16 protein-coding genes are annotated in these 18,620 nt (G+C 67.8%); 9 read left to right on the top strand and 7 right to left on the bottom strand.

Translation table 11 applies throughout. The annotated features are described in order from the left end of the window. Window positions 1-116: 116 nt before the first annotated feature. The 7 genes from LZD57_RS06380 to LZD57_RS06350 form a co-directional block, all read right to left on the bottom strand. Complete coding sequence (locus LZD57_RS06380) at window positions 117-593, bottom strand: hypothetical protein (protein WP_233718607.1); 477 nt, start codon at window positions 591-593, stop codon at window positions 117-119. A 35-nt stretch (window positions 594-628) separates the two neighbouring features. Next, window positions 629-1,795: an alanine racemase gene (gene alr / locus LZD57_RS06375; protein ID WP_233718605.1), complete on the bottom strand. Its 1,167-nt coding sequence runs from the start codon at window positions 1,793-1,795 to the stop codon at window positions 629-631. A 453-nt stretch (window positions 1,796-2,248) separates the two neighbouring features. Then, a complete protein-coding gene (locus LZD57_RS06370) occupies window positions 2,249-3,736 on the bottom strand; it encodes a replicative DNA helicase (protein WP_233718603.1) in 1,488 nt (495 codons plus the stop codon). 153 nt (window positions 3,737-3,889) lie between these two features. Beyond that, window positions 3,890-4,591: a nucleotide exchange factor GrpE gene (gene grpE, locus LZD57_RS06365; RefSeq protein WP_233718601.1), complete on the bottom strand. Its 702-nt coding sequence runs from the start codon at window positions 4,589-4,591 to the stop codon at window positions 3,890-3,892. Window positions 4,592-4,768: 177 nt separating this feature from the next. After that, window positions 4,769-5,863, bottom strand: coding sequence for a heat-inducible transcriptional repressor HrcA (hrcA, locus tag LZD57_RS06360; protein ID WP_233718639.1), 1,095 nt, complete (start codon window positions 5,861-5,863; stop codon window positions 4,769-4,771). A gap of 125 nt (window positions 5,864-5,988) precedes the next feature. Then, the gene (locus LZD57_RS06355; RefSeq protein WP_233718599.1) at window positions 5,989-7,236 is read right to left on the bottom strand and encodes an NAD(P)/FAD-dependent oxidoreductase; all 1,248 of its coding nucleotides are present in this window, start codon (window positions 7,234-7,236) and stop codon (window positions 5,989-5,991) included. A gap of 196 nt (window positions 7,237-7,432) precedes the next feature. After that, window positions 7,433-8,074: a Uma2 family endonuclease gene (locus LZD57_RS06350; protein ID WP_255699815.1), complete on the bottom strand. Its 642-nt coding sequence runs from the start codon at window positions 8,072-8,074 to the stop codon at window positions 7,433-7,435. Between the two features lie 242 nt (window positions 8,075-8,316). Between LZD57_RS06350 and rph the strand changes: the two genes are divergently transcribed. From rph to LZD57_RS06305, 9 genes are all read left to right on the top strand, one after another. Further along, entirely contained in the window at window positions 8,317-9,039 is a 723-nt protein-coding gene (rph, locus tag LZD57_RS06345) for a ribonuclease PH (RefSeq protein ID WP_233718597.1), read from the top strand. Beyond that, window positions 9,039-9,683, top strand: coding sequence for an RdgB/HAM1 family non-canonical purine NTP pyrophosphatase (rdgB, locus tag LZD57_RS06340; RefSeq protein WP_233718595.1), 645 nt, complete (start codon window positions 9,039-9,041; stop codon window positions 9,681-9,683). Before rph ends, rdgB begins: the two co-directional genes overlap by 1 nt. A gap of 10 nt (window positions 9,684-9,693) precedes the next feature. Further along, window positions 9,694-10,896 (top strand): radical SAM family heme chaperone HemW, encoded by a 1,203-nt coding sequence (hemW, locus tag LZD57_RS06335; RefSeq protein WP_233718593.1) that lies wholly within the window; start codon window positions 9,694-9,696, stop codon window positions 10,894-10,896. 290 nt (window positions 10,897-11,186) lie between these two features. Then, complete coding sequence (coxB, locus tag LZD57_RS06330) at window positions 11,187-12,161, top strand: cytochrome c oxidase subunit II (protein WP_233718591.1); 975 nt, start codon at window positions 11,187-11,189, stop codon at window positions 12,159-12,161. Further along, window positions 12,158-14,791 carry a cytochrome c oxidase subunit I gene (ctaD, locus tag LZD57_RS06325; protein ID WP_233718589.1) on the top strand — a complete coding sequence of 878 codons (2,634 nt, stop codon included), beginning with the start codon at window positions 12,158-12,160 and terminating at the stop codon, window positions 14,789-14,791. The genes coxB and ctaD overlap by 4 nt, the downstream gene beginning before the upstream one ends. 3 nt (window positions 14,792-14,794) lie before the next feature. Next, window positions 14,795-15,172 (top strand): hypothetical protein, encoded by a 378-nt coding sequence (locus LZD57_RS06320; RefSeq protein WP_233718587.1) that lies wholly within the window; start codon window positions 14,795-14,797, stop codon window positions 15,170-15,172. Next, entirely contained in the window at window positions 15,169-15,903 is a 735-nt protein-coding gene (locus tag LZD57_RS06315; protein ID WP_233718586.1) for a cytochrome c oxidase assembly protein, read from the top strand. The genes LZD57_RS06320 and LZD57_RS06315 overlap by 4 nt, the downstream gene beginning before the upstream one ends. Next, on the top strand, window positions 15,900-17,174 hold the full coding sequence (locus tag LZD57_RS06310; protein WP_233718584.1) for a c-type cytochrome: 1,275 nt from the start codon (window positions 15,900-15,902) through the stop codon (window positions 17,172-17,174). Before LZD57_RS06315 ends, LZD57_RS06310 begins: the two co-directional genes overlap by 4 nt. A gap of 152 nt (window positions 17,175-17,326) precedes the next feature. Next, window positions 17,327-18,493 carry an aromatic ring-hydroxylating oxygenase subunit alpha gene (locus tag LZD57_RS06305; RefSeq protein ID WP_233718583.1) on the top strand — a complete coding sequence of 389 codons (1,167 nt, stop codon included), beginning with the start codon at window positions 17,327-17,329 and terminating at the stop codon, window positions 18,491-18,493. Window positions 18,494-18,620 lie beyond the last annotated feature (127 nt).

Here is an 18,620-nt window from a genome sequence, read left to right as displayed (position 1 = left end):
CGCTCAACGCCGCAACGCAATTTGCAAGTTTCTGCGGCCACAGACGGCTGAAACCGGCAAAAGTCAAATCTTTGCAGATGCCGATCAGTCAGCCATTTCAGTGGCTTCGAAATTCTTCACGGGAGACTCAGGCCCTTCAGTTTCTTGATCACATTTGGCGCATTGCCAGCGACCATCTGGCTTCCGAAGATGTTTACCGTGCCGAGCGACCTTTTCTTCATCGTGTCGGGCGCTTCGGCGGGCCACGCCGTGACAAAGAATACATATTCCTGTCCGGCCAAGAGCGGTATTGCACAACCGCCGATAACTCCGGTCGTCGATGTGACCCAGCCGGACTTCGGCGGATTGCCCTTGATGCTGGTCTTGAGCTCGTAGCGCGCCTGGACAAGAACGCGGTCCTTCCGACCAGCAGGTTGGCCCGGCGTGATGTAGTCATCAAGCTTCGCCTCAACGACGAGCGCATGGAACACCATCGTCGCCGCAGCAAAATCACTCGCCTCGGTGCCGGACAGCCGGGAACATGCCAATGCAGGGTAAAAGCCGCCTGCAAACGACAGGACGATTGCCAAACCGAGCAAGATCTTGAGTTTCATAGAAGGTTTCCTGCCTGTTGGCGGCCGCTAGCAGTTCACGATTGATAGTTGAGCGCTACTCGCTTGCCCAGCCCCGTCAACAACTCATAAGCGATCGTCCCCGCCGCATCGGCCACATCGTCGATCGCGACGTTCGGCCCGAAGAACTCCGCCCGCGTCCCCGGCTCCACCAGCTCCGCCGGAACGTCGGTGACGTCGAGCAGCGTCAGGTCCATCGACACCCGGCCGAGCACCGGCGCCAGATGCCCGGCGACGAAGGCCACCGCGCCCGGCCGCGTTTCGCGGAGCGGCACACCGGCGCCGGAGGCGGCGCGGGGGTAGCCGTCGGCATAGCCGAGGCCGACGGTGGCGATGCGGGTGTCGCGGGAAAGCTTTGCCGCCGCGCCGTAGCCGGCGGCCTCGCCGGCCTTGGCGGTGCGGACCTGCAGGACGGCGGCGGTCAGCGTCGCGACGGGTTCCAGCTTGCCGTCGGAAGGCGCGCCGGCCCGGCCGCCATAGAGCGCGATGCCGGGACGAACGAGGTCGAAGGCGTAGTCGGGCCCGAGAAACGAGCCGGCGGAATTGGCGAGCGAACGTTCGACGCCTGGGAAATACTCGCAGATCGCCAGGAACTGCCGGCGCTGCGCCTCGCGCTGCTCGGTGCCCTCGTCGGCGCTGGCGAGATGGCTCATGACGAGGCGGACGTCGAGGGCACCGCCCGCCTGCGCCGCCTTGACGATGGGGATCTCGGCCGCGTCGAGGCCGAGGCGGTTCATGCCGGTCTCGAACTGCAGCGCCGCGGGCGCCTTCGCGCCGGCGCGTTCCAGTCCCTCGCACCAGGCGGCGATCTCGGCGAGGTTCGACAGGACCGGGATCAGCCGGGCTTCGAGACAGGCCGGCACATCGTCAAGCGCCACCCCCTGCAGCACGAAGATCCGCGCATCGCCGAGCCCGGCCGCATCGAGGCCGGCGCGCAGCGCCACACCCTCTTCCGCCCAGGCGACGAAGAAATCCCGGCAGCCGGCGTCGAACAGCGCTTGCGACACGCGCACCGCGCCGAGGCCGTAGCCGTCCGCCTTCACCGCCGCGCCGGTGCGGGCCGGGCCATTCAGGGCGTCGAGCGTCCGCCAGTTGGCCTTCAGCGCCTCGGTGTCGATGGTGACGCGCGGCATGCGCGAATGATGATGGGGAGATGCCGGAACGCCTGAACGCGATGCTGCCATGATATGCTCGCCAGATGGTTTTTTGCTCAAGACCTGGCGCCTCCCGCCGCCGGACCCCTGTGGGTGGAGCCTAGCAGAGAATGGGGCCCATGCGCCAAGACGAGGTCGGACGCCGGCACGGCCATTCATCGATTTTGCAATGGTGCTGAAATCGCGTGTGGTCGCGTCCCACGGGCGGACGCGGGCCCCTGCGCGGCGTCATCCTCGGGCTTGTCCCGAGGATCTACTGCGCGTTGATCATCGGACCGTCCGCGGGCGGAAGGGCATTCTGTGCGGATTCTGGTGCGGCGGCGGCAGTAGATCCTCGGGACAAGCCCGAGGATGACGCTGTGATCTGGTCGACGGGCAGCCAGGCGTTCGCGGCCTGCGGGTCGGGGATGGCGCCTTGGCGTTCAGCGGCACAAGTCGAAGGGGTGAGCGTCGGAGGCAGGAAAGCGCAAGCCCCCGCCTCCCCTACTCGAACCGCTCCGGCAGATAGGCCTCCTCGGCGAGGTCGGTGAAGCGGGTGTATTCGGCCTGGAAGGCGAGCTGCACGGTGGCGGTCGGGCCGTGGCGCTGCTTGGCGATGATCACCTCGGCCTTGCCTCTGGCGTCGTTCAGCGCCTGTTCCCACTTCAGATGCTCGTCGGTGCCGGGCTTCGGCTCGCGATTGGCGAGGTAGTATTCGTCGCGATAGACGAACATGACGACGTCGGCGTCCTGCTCGATCGAACCGGATTCGCGCAGGTCCGCGAGTTGCGGGCGCTTGTCGTCGCGCGCCTCGACCTGGCGCGACAGCTGCGACAGGGCGATGATCGGCACCTGCAGCTCTTTCGCCAGCGCCTTCAGGCCGGTGGTGATCTCGGTGATCTCCTGGACGCGGTTCTGCGCCGAGGCCTTGGACGAGCCCTGCATCAGCTGGACGTAGTCGATCACCATGACGTCGAGGCCGCGCTGGCGCTTCAGCCTTCGGGCGCGGGCGGAGAGCTGGGCGATCGAAATGCCGCCGGTCTGGTCGATGTAGAGCGGCAGACGCTGCATCATCTCCGAACAGGCGATCAGCTTGGTCAGCTCCTGATCGTTGATCTGACCGCGGCGGATCTTCGACGACGAGATCTCGGTCTGCTCGGAGATGATGCGGGTGGCGAGCTGCTCGGCCGACATTTCGAGGGAGAAGAAGCCGACGACGCCGCCGTTCTTCGCCTTGAACGAGCCGTCCGCCTGTTCGGCGGGTTCGTAGGCGGCGGCGATGTTGAAGGCGATGTTGGTGGCGAGCGAGGTCTTGCCCATGGCCGGGCGGCCGGCGAGGATGATCAGGTCCGAAGGCTGCAGCCCGCCCATCTTGCCGTCCATCGCCATGATGCCGGTGGACACACCGGAGAGCCCGCCGTCGCGGTCCTTGGCCGCCGTCGCCATCTGCACGGCGAGGGTGACGGCGTCGGTGAAGGACTGGAAGCCGCCGTCGTAGCGGCCGGTCTCGGCGAGCGAGAACAGCCGCCGCTCGGCTTCCTCGATCTGGTTCTTCGGCTCCATGTCGAGCGGCGCGTCATAGGCGAGATTGACCATCTCCTCGCCGATGCCGATCAGCGAGCGGCGCAGCGCCAGATCGTAGACTGCCCGGCCGTAGTCGAGCGTGTTGATGATCGTCGTCGCCTCGGCGGCGAGGCGCGCGAGATACTGCGCGACGGTCATCTCGCCGATCTTGTCGTTCGCCGGCAGGAAGGTCTTGATCGTCACCGGATTGGCGATCTTGCCCATCCGGATCATTTCGGAGGTCTTGGAAAAGATCTCCTTGTGGATCGGCTCGAAGAAGTGGTCGGGCTTGAGGAAGTCGTGGACGACGTAATAGGCGTCGTTGTTGACGAGGATCGCGCCGATCAGCGCCTGCTCGGCCTCGATGTTGGCCGGCGCCTCGCGATAGATCGCCACCTCTTCCTCGAATTTGCGCGCAGGCTCCGCCATCGCCGTCGCATCCCCTCGTGACATCCGAATGAAGGCGGAGACCTACACCAAGGCGCGATTCGTCACAAAGAAAAGACGCCGCTCACAGGGAACGGCGTCTTCGGCTTCGGTAATCATGGATCCCGGGGATAACTGCGGGGATAAGCCGTCAGCCTATTGCCCGCCGTTCGCCTCGGTCTCGGCGCTCTTGGCCTCGGCCGGCGCCGCCTTCGGCCCGCCCTTGGACACACCGACCATCGCCGGCCGCAGCACCCGCTCGCCGATGGCGTAGCCGGCCTGGACGACCTGCAGAACCGTGCCGTTCGGCACGTCGGTGTTGGGGATCTCGAACATCGCCTGGTGGAAGTTCGGATCGAAGCGCTGGCCGTGCGGGTCGAGCTTCTTGACGCCGTGCTTTTCCAGCGTGGCGAGAAGGCCCTTCTCGGTCATGTCGACGCCTTCGATCAGCGCCTTCAGGCCGGAGCTCTCGTCGGAGCGATGCTCCTCGGGCACCGCGTCGAGGGCGCGCGAAAGATTGTCGGCGACCGACAGCATCTCGCGGGCAAAGCCGGTGACGGCGTAGGTGCGCGCGTCCTTGACCTCGCGCTCGGTGCGGCGGCGCAGATTTTCCATGTCGGCGGCGAGGCGCAGCAGCCTGTCCTTGACGTCGGCGTTCTCCGTTTCCAGCGCGGCGATGCGCGCCCGCTGCTCGTCGCCGTCATGGGCGGCATCGTCGTCGCCCGCCGCCTCGCCATAGGCCGCGCCCCACTTCGAAGATTGCGGCGTCGCCGTGCCCGCAGCCGCGCTCTCGCCCGCGGCCGTCTCGGCGGCATCGGTCTCGTGGCTCTCGCCCTCGGGTTTGCCGGTCTCGCTCATCGTCCCTCTTTCATCCTGTTGTCGCGACGTTCCACCCCCGCCGTTGCGAAGCGCGGACCGCCGGACGTCCTCGTCATTGCGGCACGACCGCAGCGCCCGCAGTCCTCGACGACCACGGCCCCGTCCGGTGCACGAATGCGTTATCGCAGCGGCATATCGAATTGGCGGGCCGGAAAATCAAGCCTCGCCGTCGGCGGCTTTCTGCTGCAGCAGCCGCGAAACGATGCGGGCGGTGTAGTCGACCATCGGCACGACGCGCCGGTAGTTCAGCCGCGTCGGCCCGATCACGCCGACGGCGCCGACGACGCTCTCGGTGCCGCCCTTGTAGGGGGCGACGATCAGCGAGGAACCGGACAGCGAGAACAGCTTGTTCTCAGAGCCAATGAAGATCCGCACGCCGTTGCCGCCCTCGGCGAGGCCGAGCAGCTCGATCATGCCGTTCTTCGTCTCGAGATCGTCGAACAAGAGCCGCAGCCGCTCGATGTCGTCGGCGGCGGAGATGTTATCGAGAAGGTTCGCCCGGCCGCGAACGATCAGCTGCGCCGGCTGGCCGGCCGCCGCCCCCGACCAGATGGCGAGCCCCTGATCGACGAGCGTCTGGGACAGCATGTCGAGCGCGGTCGCCGTCTCGTCCTTCAGCGCGGCGATTCGCTCGCGCGCCTCGCCGAGGGTGCGGCCGACGACATGGGCGTTGAGGAAGTTGCCGGCCTCGACGAGCTGCGAGGCGGTCACCCCCGCCGGCAGGTCGAAGATGCGGTTCTCGACCTCGCCATTGGCGCCGACGAGGACGGCGAGCCCCTTGGTCGGCTCGAGACGGATGAACTCGATGTGCTTCAGCCGGAGGTCGGATTTGGTCGTCACCACGATGCCGGCGCCGCGCGACAGGCCGGAGAGCAGATTGCTCGCCTCGGTGAGGAGGTTTTCCATGCCGCGCCCGTCGCCGACGAGCCGCACCTTCTCCTCGATCTCGTCGCGCTCGGACGAAGCGAGATCGCCGACCTCCAGAAAGGCGTCGACGAAGAAGCGCAGGCCGATTTCCGTCGGCATCCGCCCGGCCGAAACATGCGGCGAATAGATCAGGCCGAGCGCTTCGAGGTCGCTCATCACGTTACGCACCGAAGCCGGCGACAGCGACGACGTCAGAAGCTTCGACAACATGCGCGAGCCGACGGGCTCGCCCTGGTCGAGATAGCTTTCGACGATCAGCCGGAAGATCTCCCGGGCGCGCGCGTCGAGCGGAACCTGAGGTCTGGCCAAGTCGCTGACGGACATCATGAAATGCGGAAATCGGAGTGAAGCATGCCCATACTATAGGTGCGCGTCCCGGCGGATGAAAGCCGGGCGCGGCGCCCTGCGCGGTGCAGCTGGCCGAGCGCAGGCGCGCCGCCGCTCTCGCCTCACGAAAGGCGGGCCGGCGAGAGAGCGTCGAGAACCGGATCCCGAGGGCGGGCCGTCGCCCCTTTTTCCATCATCTCGGCGATCAGCACGCCGGTGGTCGGGCCCAACGTGAGACCCTGGTGCCCGTGGCCGAAATCGAACCAGAGGCCGTCGTGCCGCGGCGCCTTGCCGACGACGGGCAGCATGTCGGGCATGCAGGGGCGCGTGCCGTGCCAGGGCCGGTTTTCGACCGGCCCGCCGAAATCGAGCACCTTGCGCGCTCCCGCCTCGGCCTCGTCGAGCTGGCGCAGCTTCTGGGTGGCGGTCATGGCGGTCAGTTCGGCGCCGGTGGTGATCCGCATGCCGAGCTTCATCGGCACGAAGACCGCGCCGACGGAGGCATCCATCAGCGGCTTGTCGAGCGGGTTGTTGCGGTAGTGCTGGTGATAGCCGCGCTTTTCGATCATCGGGATCTTGTAGCCGAACCGCTTCAGGAGCTTCGGCGACCAGGCGCCGAGACAGACGACGACGTCTCTGCCCGAAATCTTCCCGTCGGCACTGTCGACGCGCCAGCCGGCGCCCTCCTGCGTCAGCGTGTCGGCATCGCCCTCGACGAGCCGGCCGCCGCGCTTCAGGAAGAGTTCGCCATAGGCGCGGGTGAGATCGCCGGGGCTCGAACAGCACCAGGAATCGGTCCAGTGGATGGCACCGGCAAAGCCGGGCTTCAGTGCGGGTTCGGCAGCCATCAGGCCGTCGGCGTCCAGCGCCTCGTAGCCGACGCCGTATTCGCGGTTGAGCCGCTCGGCCTTGGCGACGGCCATCGCGAGCTTGCCCTCGTCGCGCCAGGCCTGGTTGAAGCCGTCCTTGCGGATCAGAGCCTCGGCCCCGGCATCGGGAATGTAGAGCGCATGGTCCTCCCGCGAGCGGCGGATGAGGACGCTGTAGGTGGCGGCGATGCGATGCAGGTTCTTCGGCTGGGAATAACGGAAATAGCTGAAGAGGTTCCTGACCTCCGAGGAGACCGCCTCGAAGCTCCATTCGACGTCGTTGGTGCGCTTCAGCGCGATGGCGATCAGCGAGGGAATGTCCGTCGGCATGGCATAGGGTTCGACGGCCTCGGCCTGGATGATGCCGGCATTGCCGTAGCTCGTCTCGCCGGCAAACTGCGGCTGCCGGTCGAGGATGACGACGTCGTGCCCCCTCGCCTGCAGCGCCAGCGCGGCGCCCACTCCTGCCATGCCGGCGCCGAGGACGATCACGTCGGTCATGGGCAGATGGTCCTTCTCTACGCCGAACTGTCGCGGAGGGTAGTGGGCTCGTCGCGGAGAGCAAGCGGCTTTTGCGCTGCAAGATGCGATGGCGACAGGGTTTCGACCGGCTCGTCGCTTGCCGTCCTTGCAGGACGACGGCTCGCACCGCCCAGCCGGAGAGCTGCCCGGGACAGATCGCGCGCCCGGAAGCGTGTCACCGGGAATTCGGCTCTTCCACCAGCCGCAGCCGTGGTCGGGGCGATGGATCGAGCGTCGCGTAGATGTCGCCGAGCGCCAGCGACGCACCGATCTCGGGAAGCCCGACGACCATGGCGCGATCGCCATATCTCTCGACGTCCCAGCGGCCATCGCCGCCGCGTCGGTAGAGCTTGACGGACATCACGTCGGGATCGACGAACAAAATGAGCCGGAGGTCGCCATGCGCCCGGTATTCGTCGAGCTTGTCGGTCGCATCGATGGCCGAGGTCTCGGGAGACGCCACTTCCACGACCAGCGTCGGAGGCGACGCTTCGAGCGCATCGGGATCGCTCGGCCCGCAATCGACCACGACATCGGGATAGCGGACTGTGGCGGGTCCGGTTCTGACGGCGGTGTCGCTCGAAGTGGTTCGGCAACCGCCACTTCTCGCCTGTGGCAGCAGCGTCGCGACGATGTTCGCCGTGACGACGTTGTGGCTCTGTTTGGCACCCGTCATCATCCGGAAGATCCGGCCATCGACGAGTTCAAACCGCTCCTGCTGGGTGGACATCCACCCGAGGAACTCGTCCGCCGTTAAAAAATCCTGCTCGGGAACGGCCACGTGAAACCCATCTGACGGCGTTCGGATTTCCAGCATACGCGCGGGAAAAGCGGGCATCAACCGGACCGCCCCCGGCGACGAGAGCCCACCATCCACGACGGCGCTTTGCCGAATGCCCGCAAGACGAGTCACGCCGACGGCAACCCGTCATCGCGCCCGGCAAGAAAGGCGAGATCGCCTCCCGAAACCTTTGCGCGATTCAGCCTTTCCCGATACAAGCCCGGCACAATAACACTCCGTTAACCATGACAATTCGAAGCAAAAGCGAGACATCCGCCATGCGCCCTTCCAAACGCCCCAACGACGCCATGCGCGACGTCTCGATGGACACCGGCGTCTCGCGCCATGCGGAAGGCTCCTGCCTCGTGCGTTTCGGCAACACCGAGGTCCTGTGCATGGCGAGCCTCGAAGAGCGGGTGCCGCCGTTCCTGAAGAATTCCGGCAAGGGCTGGGTGACGGCGGAATACGGCATGCTGCCGCGGGCGACCGGCGAGCGCATGCGCCGCGAAGCGGCCCAGGGCAAGCAGTCCGGCCGCACCCAGGAGATCCAGCGGCTGATCGGCCGCAGCTTGCGTTCGATCGTCGACCTGCAGGCGCTCGGCGAGCGCCAGATCACCGTCGACTGCGACGTCCTCCAGGCCGACGGCGGAACCCGCACCGCGGCGATCACCGGCGGTTTCGTCGCCCTGTCGGAATGCCTCAAATGGATGGAGGAGCGCTCCATGGTGAAGCGCCACGACGTCCTTCTCGGCCACGTCGCCGCGGTGTCCTGCGGCATCTACAAGAACGAGCCGGTGCTCGATCTCGACTATGCCGAGGATTCCACCGCCGAGACCGACGCCAATTTCGTCATGACCGGCGCCGGCGGCATCGTCGAGATCCAGGGCACGGCCGAGGGCGCGCCGTTCTCCGAAGAGGAGTTCCTCAACCTCCTGAAGCTCGCCCGCAAGGGCATCGGCGAGCTGGTCGAGACCCAGCGCCAGGTTCTCGGAGAGCACTGATGCCGCTTCTGACCCCGGAGGACGGGCCGCTCCTCGTCGCCAGTCACAACAAGGGCAAGATCTGGGAGATCCGCGAACTGATGGAGCCCTTCGGATTCGAGGTCACCTCGGCCGCCGAAAAGGGCCTCGACGAGCCGGAAGAGACCGGCACGACCTTCGAGGAAAATGCCGAGATCAAGGCGCTGGCGGCGATGAAGGCGACGGGGCTCGTATCCCTCTCCGACGATTCCGGCCTGGCGATCGAGGCCCTCGACGGCGCTCCTGGCGTCTATTCGGCCGACTGGGCCGGCGAGCCGCGCGACTTCGCCATGGCGATGCGGAACGTCGAGGAGAAGCTGCAGGCCGCCGGCGCGACGACGCCGGACAGGCGCCGCGCCACCTTCGTCGCCGTCCTCTGTCTCGCGCGGCCCGGCGAGGAGCCGATCTTCTTTCGCGGCGAGGTGGACGGGACGATCGTCTGGCCGCCGGTCGGCGACAAGGGCTTCGGCTACGACCCGATTTTCCTGCCGGACGGCGAGAGCCGCACCTTCGGCGAGATGATGTCGGCGGAAAAGCATGCCTGGGAGCCCGGCCAGAAGACGGCGCTGTCGCACCGGGCGCGGGCCTTCCAGAAATTCGCGAAGGTCGCCCTCGGGGTGGAATGAAAGGGGCCGCATGAACCTGATCGCGCCGCACAGGACCTCCGACGTCCTGCCCTTCGCCAAGACGCCCGCTGCGCCGGGCTTCGGCGTCTATGTCCATTGGCCGTTCTGCGCGGCCAAATGCCCCTATTGCGACTTCAACAGCCACGTCCGCCGCTCGCCCGTCGACCAGCCCCGCTACGTCGCGGCTTTCACGCGCGAGTTGAAGGAGGCGGCGCGGCGCTCCAAAGGCGAACTCGTCACCTCGATCTTCTTCGGCGGCGGCACGCCCTCCCTGATGGCGCCCGAGACCGTCGGCGCGATCCTCGACGCCATCGCGGCCAATTGGGCGATCGCCCCGGATGCCGAAATCACGCTGGAGGCCAACCCGTCCAGCGTCGAAGCCTCGCGCTTCCGTGGCTACCGCGCGGCGGGCGTCAACCGCGTCTCGCTCGGCGTCCAGGCGCTGAACGACCCGGACCTTCGCCGGCTCGGCCGGCTGCACGACGTTGCGGCTGCGCTGGAGGCGATCCGGCTCGCCCGCGAGATCTTTCCGCGGCTTTCCTTCGACCTCATCTATGCAAGGCCCAACCAGACGGTGGAAGCCTGGGAGGCGGAGCTGAACCAGGCGATCGATCTCGCCGCCGACCATCTGTCGCTCTACCAGCTCACCATCGAGATGGGCACGCCCTTCTTCGAGCTGCACAAGGCCGGCAAGCTGAAGGTGCCGGACGGCGAACTGTCGGCCGAACTCTACGAGGCGACCCAGGCGATCACCGCGGCGCGCGGCCTGCCGGCCTACGAGATCTCCAATCACGCCGTGCCGGGCGCCGAATCGCGGCACAACCTCACCTATTGGCGCTACGGCTACTATGCGGGCGTCGGCCCCGGCGCCCATGGCCGCCTCAGGGGCGAGAACGGCCAACGCCACGCCATCGCCAACGAGCCGCTGCCTGAGACCTGGCTGAAGATGGTGGAAAGCTGGGACTCCGGCGCGACCACCGACGAGGCGCTGAGCCTCGAAGAACAGGCCGACGAACTCCTGCTGATGGGCCTTCGCCTCACCGAGGGGATCGACCTCACCCGCTGGCGCAAGCTCGCCGGCCGCGACATCGACCGGGCGAGCGAACGCGACCTCGCCCATCACGGCATGATCGAGCGGCTCGGGCCGGACCGGATCCGCGCGACGCCGGCGGGCATGCTGGTGCTGGACGCGGTCGTCGCCGATCTCGCCTGACCGGCCGCAGCGAGGACGGACGCGTCGCTGCGGCGGCCGGTGACGCCTCCGCTGCGGCAGGCGGTTCCGCAGTTCCCCGACGGACGTGCGACGTCGGCGCAGGCCGGAACCGTCGCGGCCTCGCGGCGGGCATCTTGCAACGGGCGCCGGCGGCGATAATTGCTCAGGCAACGAAAGGCCGCCCGGCTCCGGCGCGGCCCATCCCCCGCCATCGCCACGCAGAAAGATCGTCCATCCTGTCCCGTCTCCGAACCTGCGCCGTCGGACATCCCGACCCGATCCGCCTTTGGGTGATCTTCGTCTGCGCAGGCTTTGCAGGCTGCACGAGCCCGCAATCGGCGCTCGACCCGGCCGGGACCGAGGCAGAGACGGTCGCCACCCTGTTCTGGGTGATGCTCGTCGGGGCGATCCTGATCTGGCTCGCCGTCATCGGCCTGTCGGTCTTCGCGACGCGCATCCGGCCGAAGGCCTATGGCGAGACGGCCGGCTTGCGGCTGATCGTCTGGGGCGGCTGCGTCTTTCCGGTGGTGGTCCTGACGGCTCTGCTCGTCTGGGGCCTGCAGATGATGCCGCCGATGCGGGCCGAGGCGAACGGCCCGACCATCGCGGTATCCGGCGAGCGCTTCTGGTGGCGGGTGGCCTACGGCGTCGAAGGCGAGCCCGGCGTTTCCAAAACGCTGCCCGAGGGCGGCACGCCGAGCGCCAACGAAATCTGGCTGCCGGCCGGACAGCGGACCGAACTCCTGCTCGGCAGCCCGGACGTCATCCATTCGCTGTGGGTGCCCTCCATCGCCGGCAAGATGGACGCCATTCCGGGGCGCGTGAACCGCCTCGTCGTGGAGCCGACGAAGCCCGGCGTCTACAACGGCGTCTGCGCCGAGTTCTGCGGCGACGCCCACGCCCAGATGGCGCTGCGGGTGGTCGTGGTGCCGGCGGACGAATACGAAGCCTATGTCGCCCGCCAGGGCGCGCCGGCCTCGGTCGAAACCGGCAATGCCGGGTTTCGCGCCTTCATGCAGAACGGCTGCGACGCCTGCCATGCGGTTCGCGGCACCGGGGCGGCGGGCGAGGTCGGGCCGGACCTCACCCATCTCGCCTCCCGGCGCACCATCGCCGCCGCGACGCTTCCCATGTCGCGCGACAATCTCGCCGAGTTCATCGGCTTCACCCACCGCGTGAAACCGGGCGTCCAGATGCCGAGCTACGGCATGCTGGCCGAGGAGGAGATCGCCGCCATCGCGGGCTGGCTGGAGACGCTGCAATGAGCGACGTGACACTCGATCGGAGCGCCACGCGCTGGGCCGGCAAAAGAGATGATGATGACGTACCGGCGGAGCTGAACTTCGGCAACGTGCCGCCGGCCTCGACCCGCAACCAGGAGGACCCCGAGGTGCGCGCCGGCCAGGAGGCGCGGCTGCGCCATGTCTGGGCCGAGCCGAAAGGCTGGCGCTACTGGTCGGCGGTGAACAACACCGAGGTCGGCCTCTGGTACACCGCCACCTCCTTCGCCTTCATGCTGTTTGCCGGCGTCCTCGGCCTGATGATCCGGGTGCAGCTCGCCGCGCCCGACAACGACTTCCTCACCGCCAGCTTCTACAATCAGGTCTATACGCTGCACGGCACGGTGATGATGTTCCTCTTCGCCGTGCCGATCTTCGAGGCGGTGGCGATCATCCTCCTGCCGCAGATGCTCGGCGCCCGCGACCTGCCGTTCCCGCGGCTCTCGGCCTTCGGCTACTGGTGCTTCCTGATCGGGGGCGTCTTCGTCTGCGGCTCGATCTTCTTCGGCGCGGCCCCCGAGGGCGGCTGGTTCATGTATCCGCCGCTGACGACCCAGGAGCGCTTCTCGCCGGGCTACGGCGCCGACATCTGGCTGCTGGGCCTCTCCTTCATCGAGGTGGCCTCGATCGCGGCGGCGGTCGAACTCATCGTCGGCACGCTGAAATGCCGGCCGCCCGGCATGCGGCTCAACCTGATGCCGCTCTATGCCTGGTACGTCCTCGTCGTCGCCGGGATGATCCTCTTCGCCTTCCCGCCGCTGATCGCCGGCGACATCCTGTTCGAGCTGGAGCGGCTGTTCAACTGGCCGTTCTTCGATCCGGAACGCGGCGGCGACCCGATGCTGTGGCAGCATCTCTTCTGGATCTTCGGCCATCCGGAGGTCTACATCGTCTTCCTGCCGGCCATCGCGCTTCTGGCGATGATCGTGCCGACCTTCGCCCGGCGGCCGATCGTCGGCTATTCCTTCATCGTGCTCGCCGCCGTCGGCACCGGCTTCTTGTCCTTCGGCCTGTGGGTCCACCACATGTTCGCGACCGGCCTGCCGGCGATCTCGCTCGGCTTCTTCTCAGCCGCCTCGGAAGCCGTGGCGATCCCGACGGCGGTGCAGATCTTCGTCTTCGTGGCAACGCTCCTCGCCGGCAGGGTGATCTATTCCGTGCCGATGCTGTTCGTCTCCGGGGCGCTGGCGATCTTCGTCATCGGCGGTCTCACCGGCGTCATGGTGGCGCTCGCCCCCTTCGACTGGCAGGCCCACGACACCTATTTCGTCGTCGGCCATCTCCATTACGTGCTGATCGGCGGCATGCTCTTCCCGGTCGTCGCAGGCGTCTACTATTTCTGGCCGATGATGGGCGGGCGGCGTCTGTCGGACAAGCTCGGCAAGATCGCCTTCTGGCTGATGTTCGTCGGCTTCAACACGGCTTTCCTGCCGATGCACTGGTCGGGCCTCGTCGGCATGCCGCGCCGGGTCTGGACCTATCCGGCCGACATCGGTCTCGACCTGCCCAATCTGGTCTCCTCCGTCGGCGCCTTCGTCTTCGCGGCCGGCTTCGTCACCGTCGTCTGGGACGTGCTGCGCCCGCGCAATGGCGAGCCCTATGCCGACCGGAACACCTGGAATGCGGGCACGCTCGAATGGCTCGCCGAGGTTCCGGACGAGGCCTGGGGTGTGCGCTCGGTCCCGATCGTCACCTCGCGCTACCCGCTCTGGGAGCAGAAGAACCTGATGGCCGACGTCGACATGGGCCGTTTCTACATGCCCGACGCGGAGGAGGGGAAGCGCGAGACCATGGTGACGAGCGTGCTCGACGCCGAGCCGGTCCAGTGCCTGCGGGTGCCGGGGCCGACCTTCATGACATTCTGGGCGGCGATCTTCCTCGGCGCCGTCTTCATCCTCGCGACCTTCCACCTGTGGACGCTGACGCTGGCGACGGCCGTGCTCGCCACCGGCGCGATCCTGGTCTGGCTGTGGCGCGGCACGGCACTTCAGCCGGAAAAGGACGAGAAGGACGTCGGTCTCGGCCTGAAGCTGCCGCTCTACGCCTCCGGGCCGAAGTCGGTCGGCTGGTGGGCGATGTTCATCACCATGACCGGCGATGCGACGGCCTTCGTCAGCCTCGTCTTCGGCTATTTCTTCTACTTCACCGTCAGCCCCGTTTTCCCGCCGCCGATGATGGCGGGCGAAGAGATCGGGCCGGGGCTCGCCTGGCCGCTGGTCGCGCTGGCGCTGTTCGCCGCCTCGTGGCTGGCCGCGATCTTCGCCCGCAACACCAACAAGGCGGCCTCGCTCGGCACGGCGCGGCTGCTGATGGGCGCCGGCGCCCTGCTTTCGCTGGCGGCCTCCGCCGCGATCCTCTGGGGCCCCTACGTCACCGGCCTCGTCCCGACGGTCCACGTCTATCCGGCGACGGTCTGGGTGCTGGCGATCTGGACCGCCTGCCACGGCGCCGCCGGCGCACTGATGCTGGCCTATTGTCTCGCCCGTTCGCTCGCCGGCCGGATGACGCCGACCCACGACATCGACATCGTCAACGTCGCGCTCTACTGGCATTTCATGGCCGGAACGGCCCTCGTCACCGTCGCGACCATCGCGCTCTTCCCGCTGGCGGTCTGACCCATGGCGACAGGCAACAAGACCCGCGACACCCTCTGGACGCTGATCGCCGCACCGACGATCTGGGCCGTGCATTTCGCGCTTTCCTACGGCTCGGTCGCCTATGGATGCGCGCCGAACGAAAACGTCTTCGCCGACATCGGCGGGTTCAGGATCTTCGTCGGCGGACTGACGGTCGTCGCGCTCGTCGGCATCGGCTTCATCTTTGCCCGGGCGCTCGGCGAATGGCGGGGCAATGGCGGCAGAATGCCCCATGACGAGGACACGGCGGCCGTCCGCGAGCGTTTCCTGGAATTCTCCACCGTGCTCCTCGCCGGCCTGTCCTTCATCGCGGTGATCTACACGGCCCTGCCCGTGGCGCTGATGGCGGACTGCCGATGAGCACCTCACGGTTTCCCCTCACGCCGACGTCGAACGCCGCCCCGCGCGGCGTCCGGCTGGCACGCTCCTCGCCTTCGCTCTGGCCCCTCGCGCTCGGACTGACGGTCCTCGCCGCCGTCTGGTTCGGGCCGTTGCCTCAGCGGGCGCAAGGCTCCTTCGCCGCCCACATGGTCATGCACATGGGCATCGTCGCAGTGGCCGCGCCATTGCTCGCCATCGGCCTCGTTCGGCTGTGGCCGCGGCGCTTCGGCTGGCTGACGCCGGCGCTGGCGATCCTCGCCTCCTTCGTCGAATTCGTCGTCGTCTGGACCTGGCACGCGCCGGCCCTGCACGATGCCGCCCGCTCCGGCTTCGCCCTTTTCCTCGTCGAACAGGCCTCCTTTCTCGTCGCCGGCCTGTTCGTCTGGATCGCCGCCATCGGCACGGCGCAGGGCCGCGACACCGCCGGCCTCGGCGGCCGCGCCGCGGGAACGCTGGCGCTGCTCGTCACCTCGATGCACATGACGCTGCTCGGCGCCCTCCTCCTCCTCAGCCCGCGCCCGCTCTATGCCTGCGCCGAACTCTGCTCTCCCGCCGCGAGCTTCACCCCGCTCGGCGACCAGCAGTTCGGCGGCGTCGTCATGCTGATCGTCGGCGGGGCGAGCTATCTCGTCGGCGGGCTCGCGCTCCTCGCCAGCGTCCTGAAGGAGCGCGATCCGGCCTCCGGCGCACGAGCGGAGGCACGTCCGTGAAGCTCTCGGTCAACCTCACCCGCCGCCGCGTCGTCGCCGCGATCGTCCTCGTCGCCCTGGCGCCCTTTGCGCTCGCCGCCTCCGGTCTCGTCTCGATCGGCGCCTCCTCGGGACACTTCGCGCCGGTCGGCTGGTTCCTGCACTGGACGATGCAGCAGACCGTCTCGCGCCGATCCTGGCTGGTGGAAGAACCCGACGACGTCGACCTCTCCGATGCCGCTCTGATCCAGCGCGGCTCCGGCCATTTCGCCACCGGCTGCGCCCCCTGCCACGCGGCACCCGGGGTTCGTCAGTCGGAGGTCGTAGAGCACATGACGCCGATGCCGCCGCAGCTTCATGTCGGCGGTCGGATCGCCGAATGGACGGACCGCGAACTCTTCTGGATCGTCCAGCACGGCATCAAATATTCCGGCATGCCGGCCTGGCCGACCCAGGAGCGCCCCGACGAGGTGTGGTCGATGGTCGCCTTCCTCAGGGCGCTGCCCGACATGACGCCGGAGCGCTATAGGGATCTCGCTCTCGGCATCGATGCCGGTGGTGCTCCGGACGAGATCGACATGGAGGCGGGCGGCGAGGCGCTCGGCGGCCTCGACGGGATTCCCCGCGAGGCCGTCGCCGATTGCGCCCGCTGCCACGGCACCGACGGTATGGGCCGGGGGCCGAAGGGCGCCTTTCCGATCATCGCCGGCCAGCCGCAGGCCTATCTCGCCGCGACGCTGAAGGCCTATCAGATGGGAACGCGCCAGAGCGGCTACATGCAGTCCGCCGCCGGCCGCTACGACGACGCGGTGCTGGAACGGCTCGCCGCCCATTATGCCGGCCAACCGGCGCGGGCGCCGGAGGACGCGGCGGTCTCGGACGCGGCCGAGGCGGACTCCGCGCCGGAGCCGGCACGGCCGAGCGACACACGGCCGCTGACCGAAGTGTTCGACATCGACCCGGCGGCCGCCACCGGCGTTCCCGTCGACCGCGACGAGACACTGGCCCTCGGCCGCCGCATCGCCGAGACCGGCCTGCCGGAGCGCAAGATCGCCGCCTGCGACAGCTGCCACGGCCCGGGCGGCATCGCCCGCAATCCCCACTTCCCGCGGCTCGACGGCCAGCCGGCCTGGTATCTCGAAACCCATCTGGAACTCTGGAAGGAAGACCATCGAGGCGGCACCCGCTTCGCCCATCTGATGGCGCCGATCGCCATCAACATGACGCCCGAGCAGATCGAGGCGGTCTCGCTCTGGTACGAAAGCCGGAACGTGCGACCGGTCGGCGAATGACGCGGGGGGCGGTGAAGCCGTTCTTCACCCGAACGCTCGGGCCACGCTGCGAAAGGCGATCTGATCAGAAAATGCGCGCAGGGGATCGTTGCATGATCTGACGGCAACGGGCATCCTGCCGTCTTCCAGCCTTCGAGCGCTCGGGTCATGCCATGAACGTCCACTCCCCCGTCGCGTCGCCAGCCGACGAACTCAAGGCCAACGTCTCCGTGCCCTTCGAACGGGCGCAGGCGATGCCCCGCTCGGTCTATACCTCGCCGGACTTCCTCGCCCTCGAACTCGAGCACATCTTTTCGAAGGAGTGGATCTGCGCCGGCCGGACCGACGCCCTGAAGAAACCCGGCGACTATCTGACCATGGAGATCGCCGGCGAGCCGATCATCGTGCTGCGCGACCGCGAGGGGACGCTGAGGGCGATGTCGAACGTCTGCCGCCACCGCATGTCGACGCTGCTCGAAGGCCGCGGCAACGTCCGCGCCATCGTCTGCCCCTATCACGCCTGGACCTACAGTCTCGACGGCTCCCTGCGCGGGGCGCCGGCGATGGGCCGCAACGAGAGCTTCTGCAAGTCGGATGTGAAGCTTCCGGCCGTGCGCTGCGAGGAGTGGCTCGGCTTCATCATGGTGACGCTCGATCCGGACACGCCGCCGCCGTCGAAAACCCTCGCCGAGGCCGAGGCGATGATCGCGCATCTCGACCTCGCCGGCTATTCGGAGACCTTCCGCGAGGAACACGTCTGGGACACCAACTGGAAGGTACTCGCCGAGAACTTCATGGAGAGCTACCACCTGCCGGTCTGCCATCGCGAGACCATCGGCGGTTCGACGAACATCGACGAGATGATCTGCCCGGAAGGCACCGACGCCTTCAACTGGCACACCATCCTGCGCAACGACGCCGTGCCGCTGGCGCTGGCCCATCCGAACGACACGCGGCTCACCGGCGACCAGCGCCGCACCACCTGGCTGTTCGCGATCTATCCCTCGCTGATGATCTCGATCACGCCCGGCTATTTCTGGTATCTCAGCCTTCATCCCGGCGGAACCGGCCCGGATGCCGTCGGCAAGGTGCGGATCCTGTTCGGCGGCGGCATGTCGGCGCCCTACATGGCCGACCCGGAAGCCCCCGCCCAGCTCGCCAAGGTCAAGGCGATGCTCGACCACGTCAATGCCGAAGACCGCGGCTGCACCGAGCGCGTCTACCGCGGCGTCCTCAGCAGGCTGGGCGAGGCCGGGCCGCTGTCGCATCTGGAGCGCCCGAACTTCGAATTCGCGCAGTATATCGAGCGCCGGATCGGGACGGGCCGGTCCGCCGCCTGAGAAACGCCGGAATTGCGGCCGGCCTTCGACGCGGGCCCCCGCGGCAGACGCTCGGCAGCGACCTCTGCGCGATGACTTTCACGACGTGCCTTCGGGTGCATCCCGTGCCGCAGCCTTTGAACGCCGA

This window comes from Jiella avicenniae (genome assembly GCF_021390325.1).
In the GTDB taxonomy this organism is placed as follows: Bacteria; Pseudomonadota; Alphaproteobacteria; order Rhizobiales; family Rhizobiaceae; genus Jiella; species Jiella avicenniae.
This window is presented reverse-complemented; position numbering and strand designations above follow the sequence as displayed.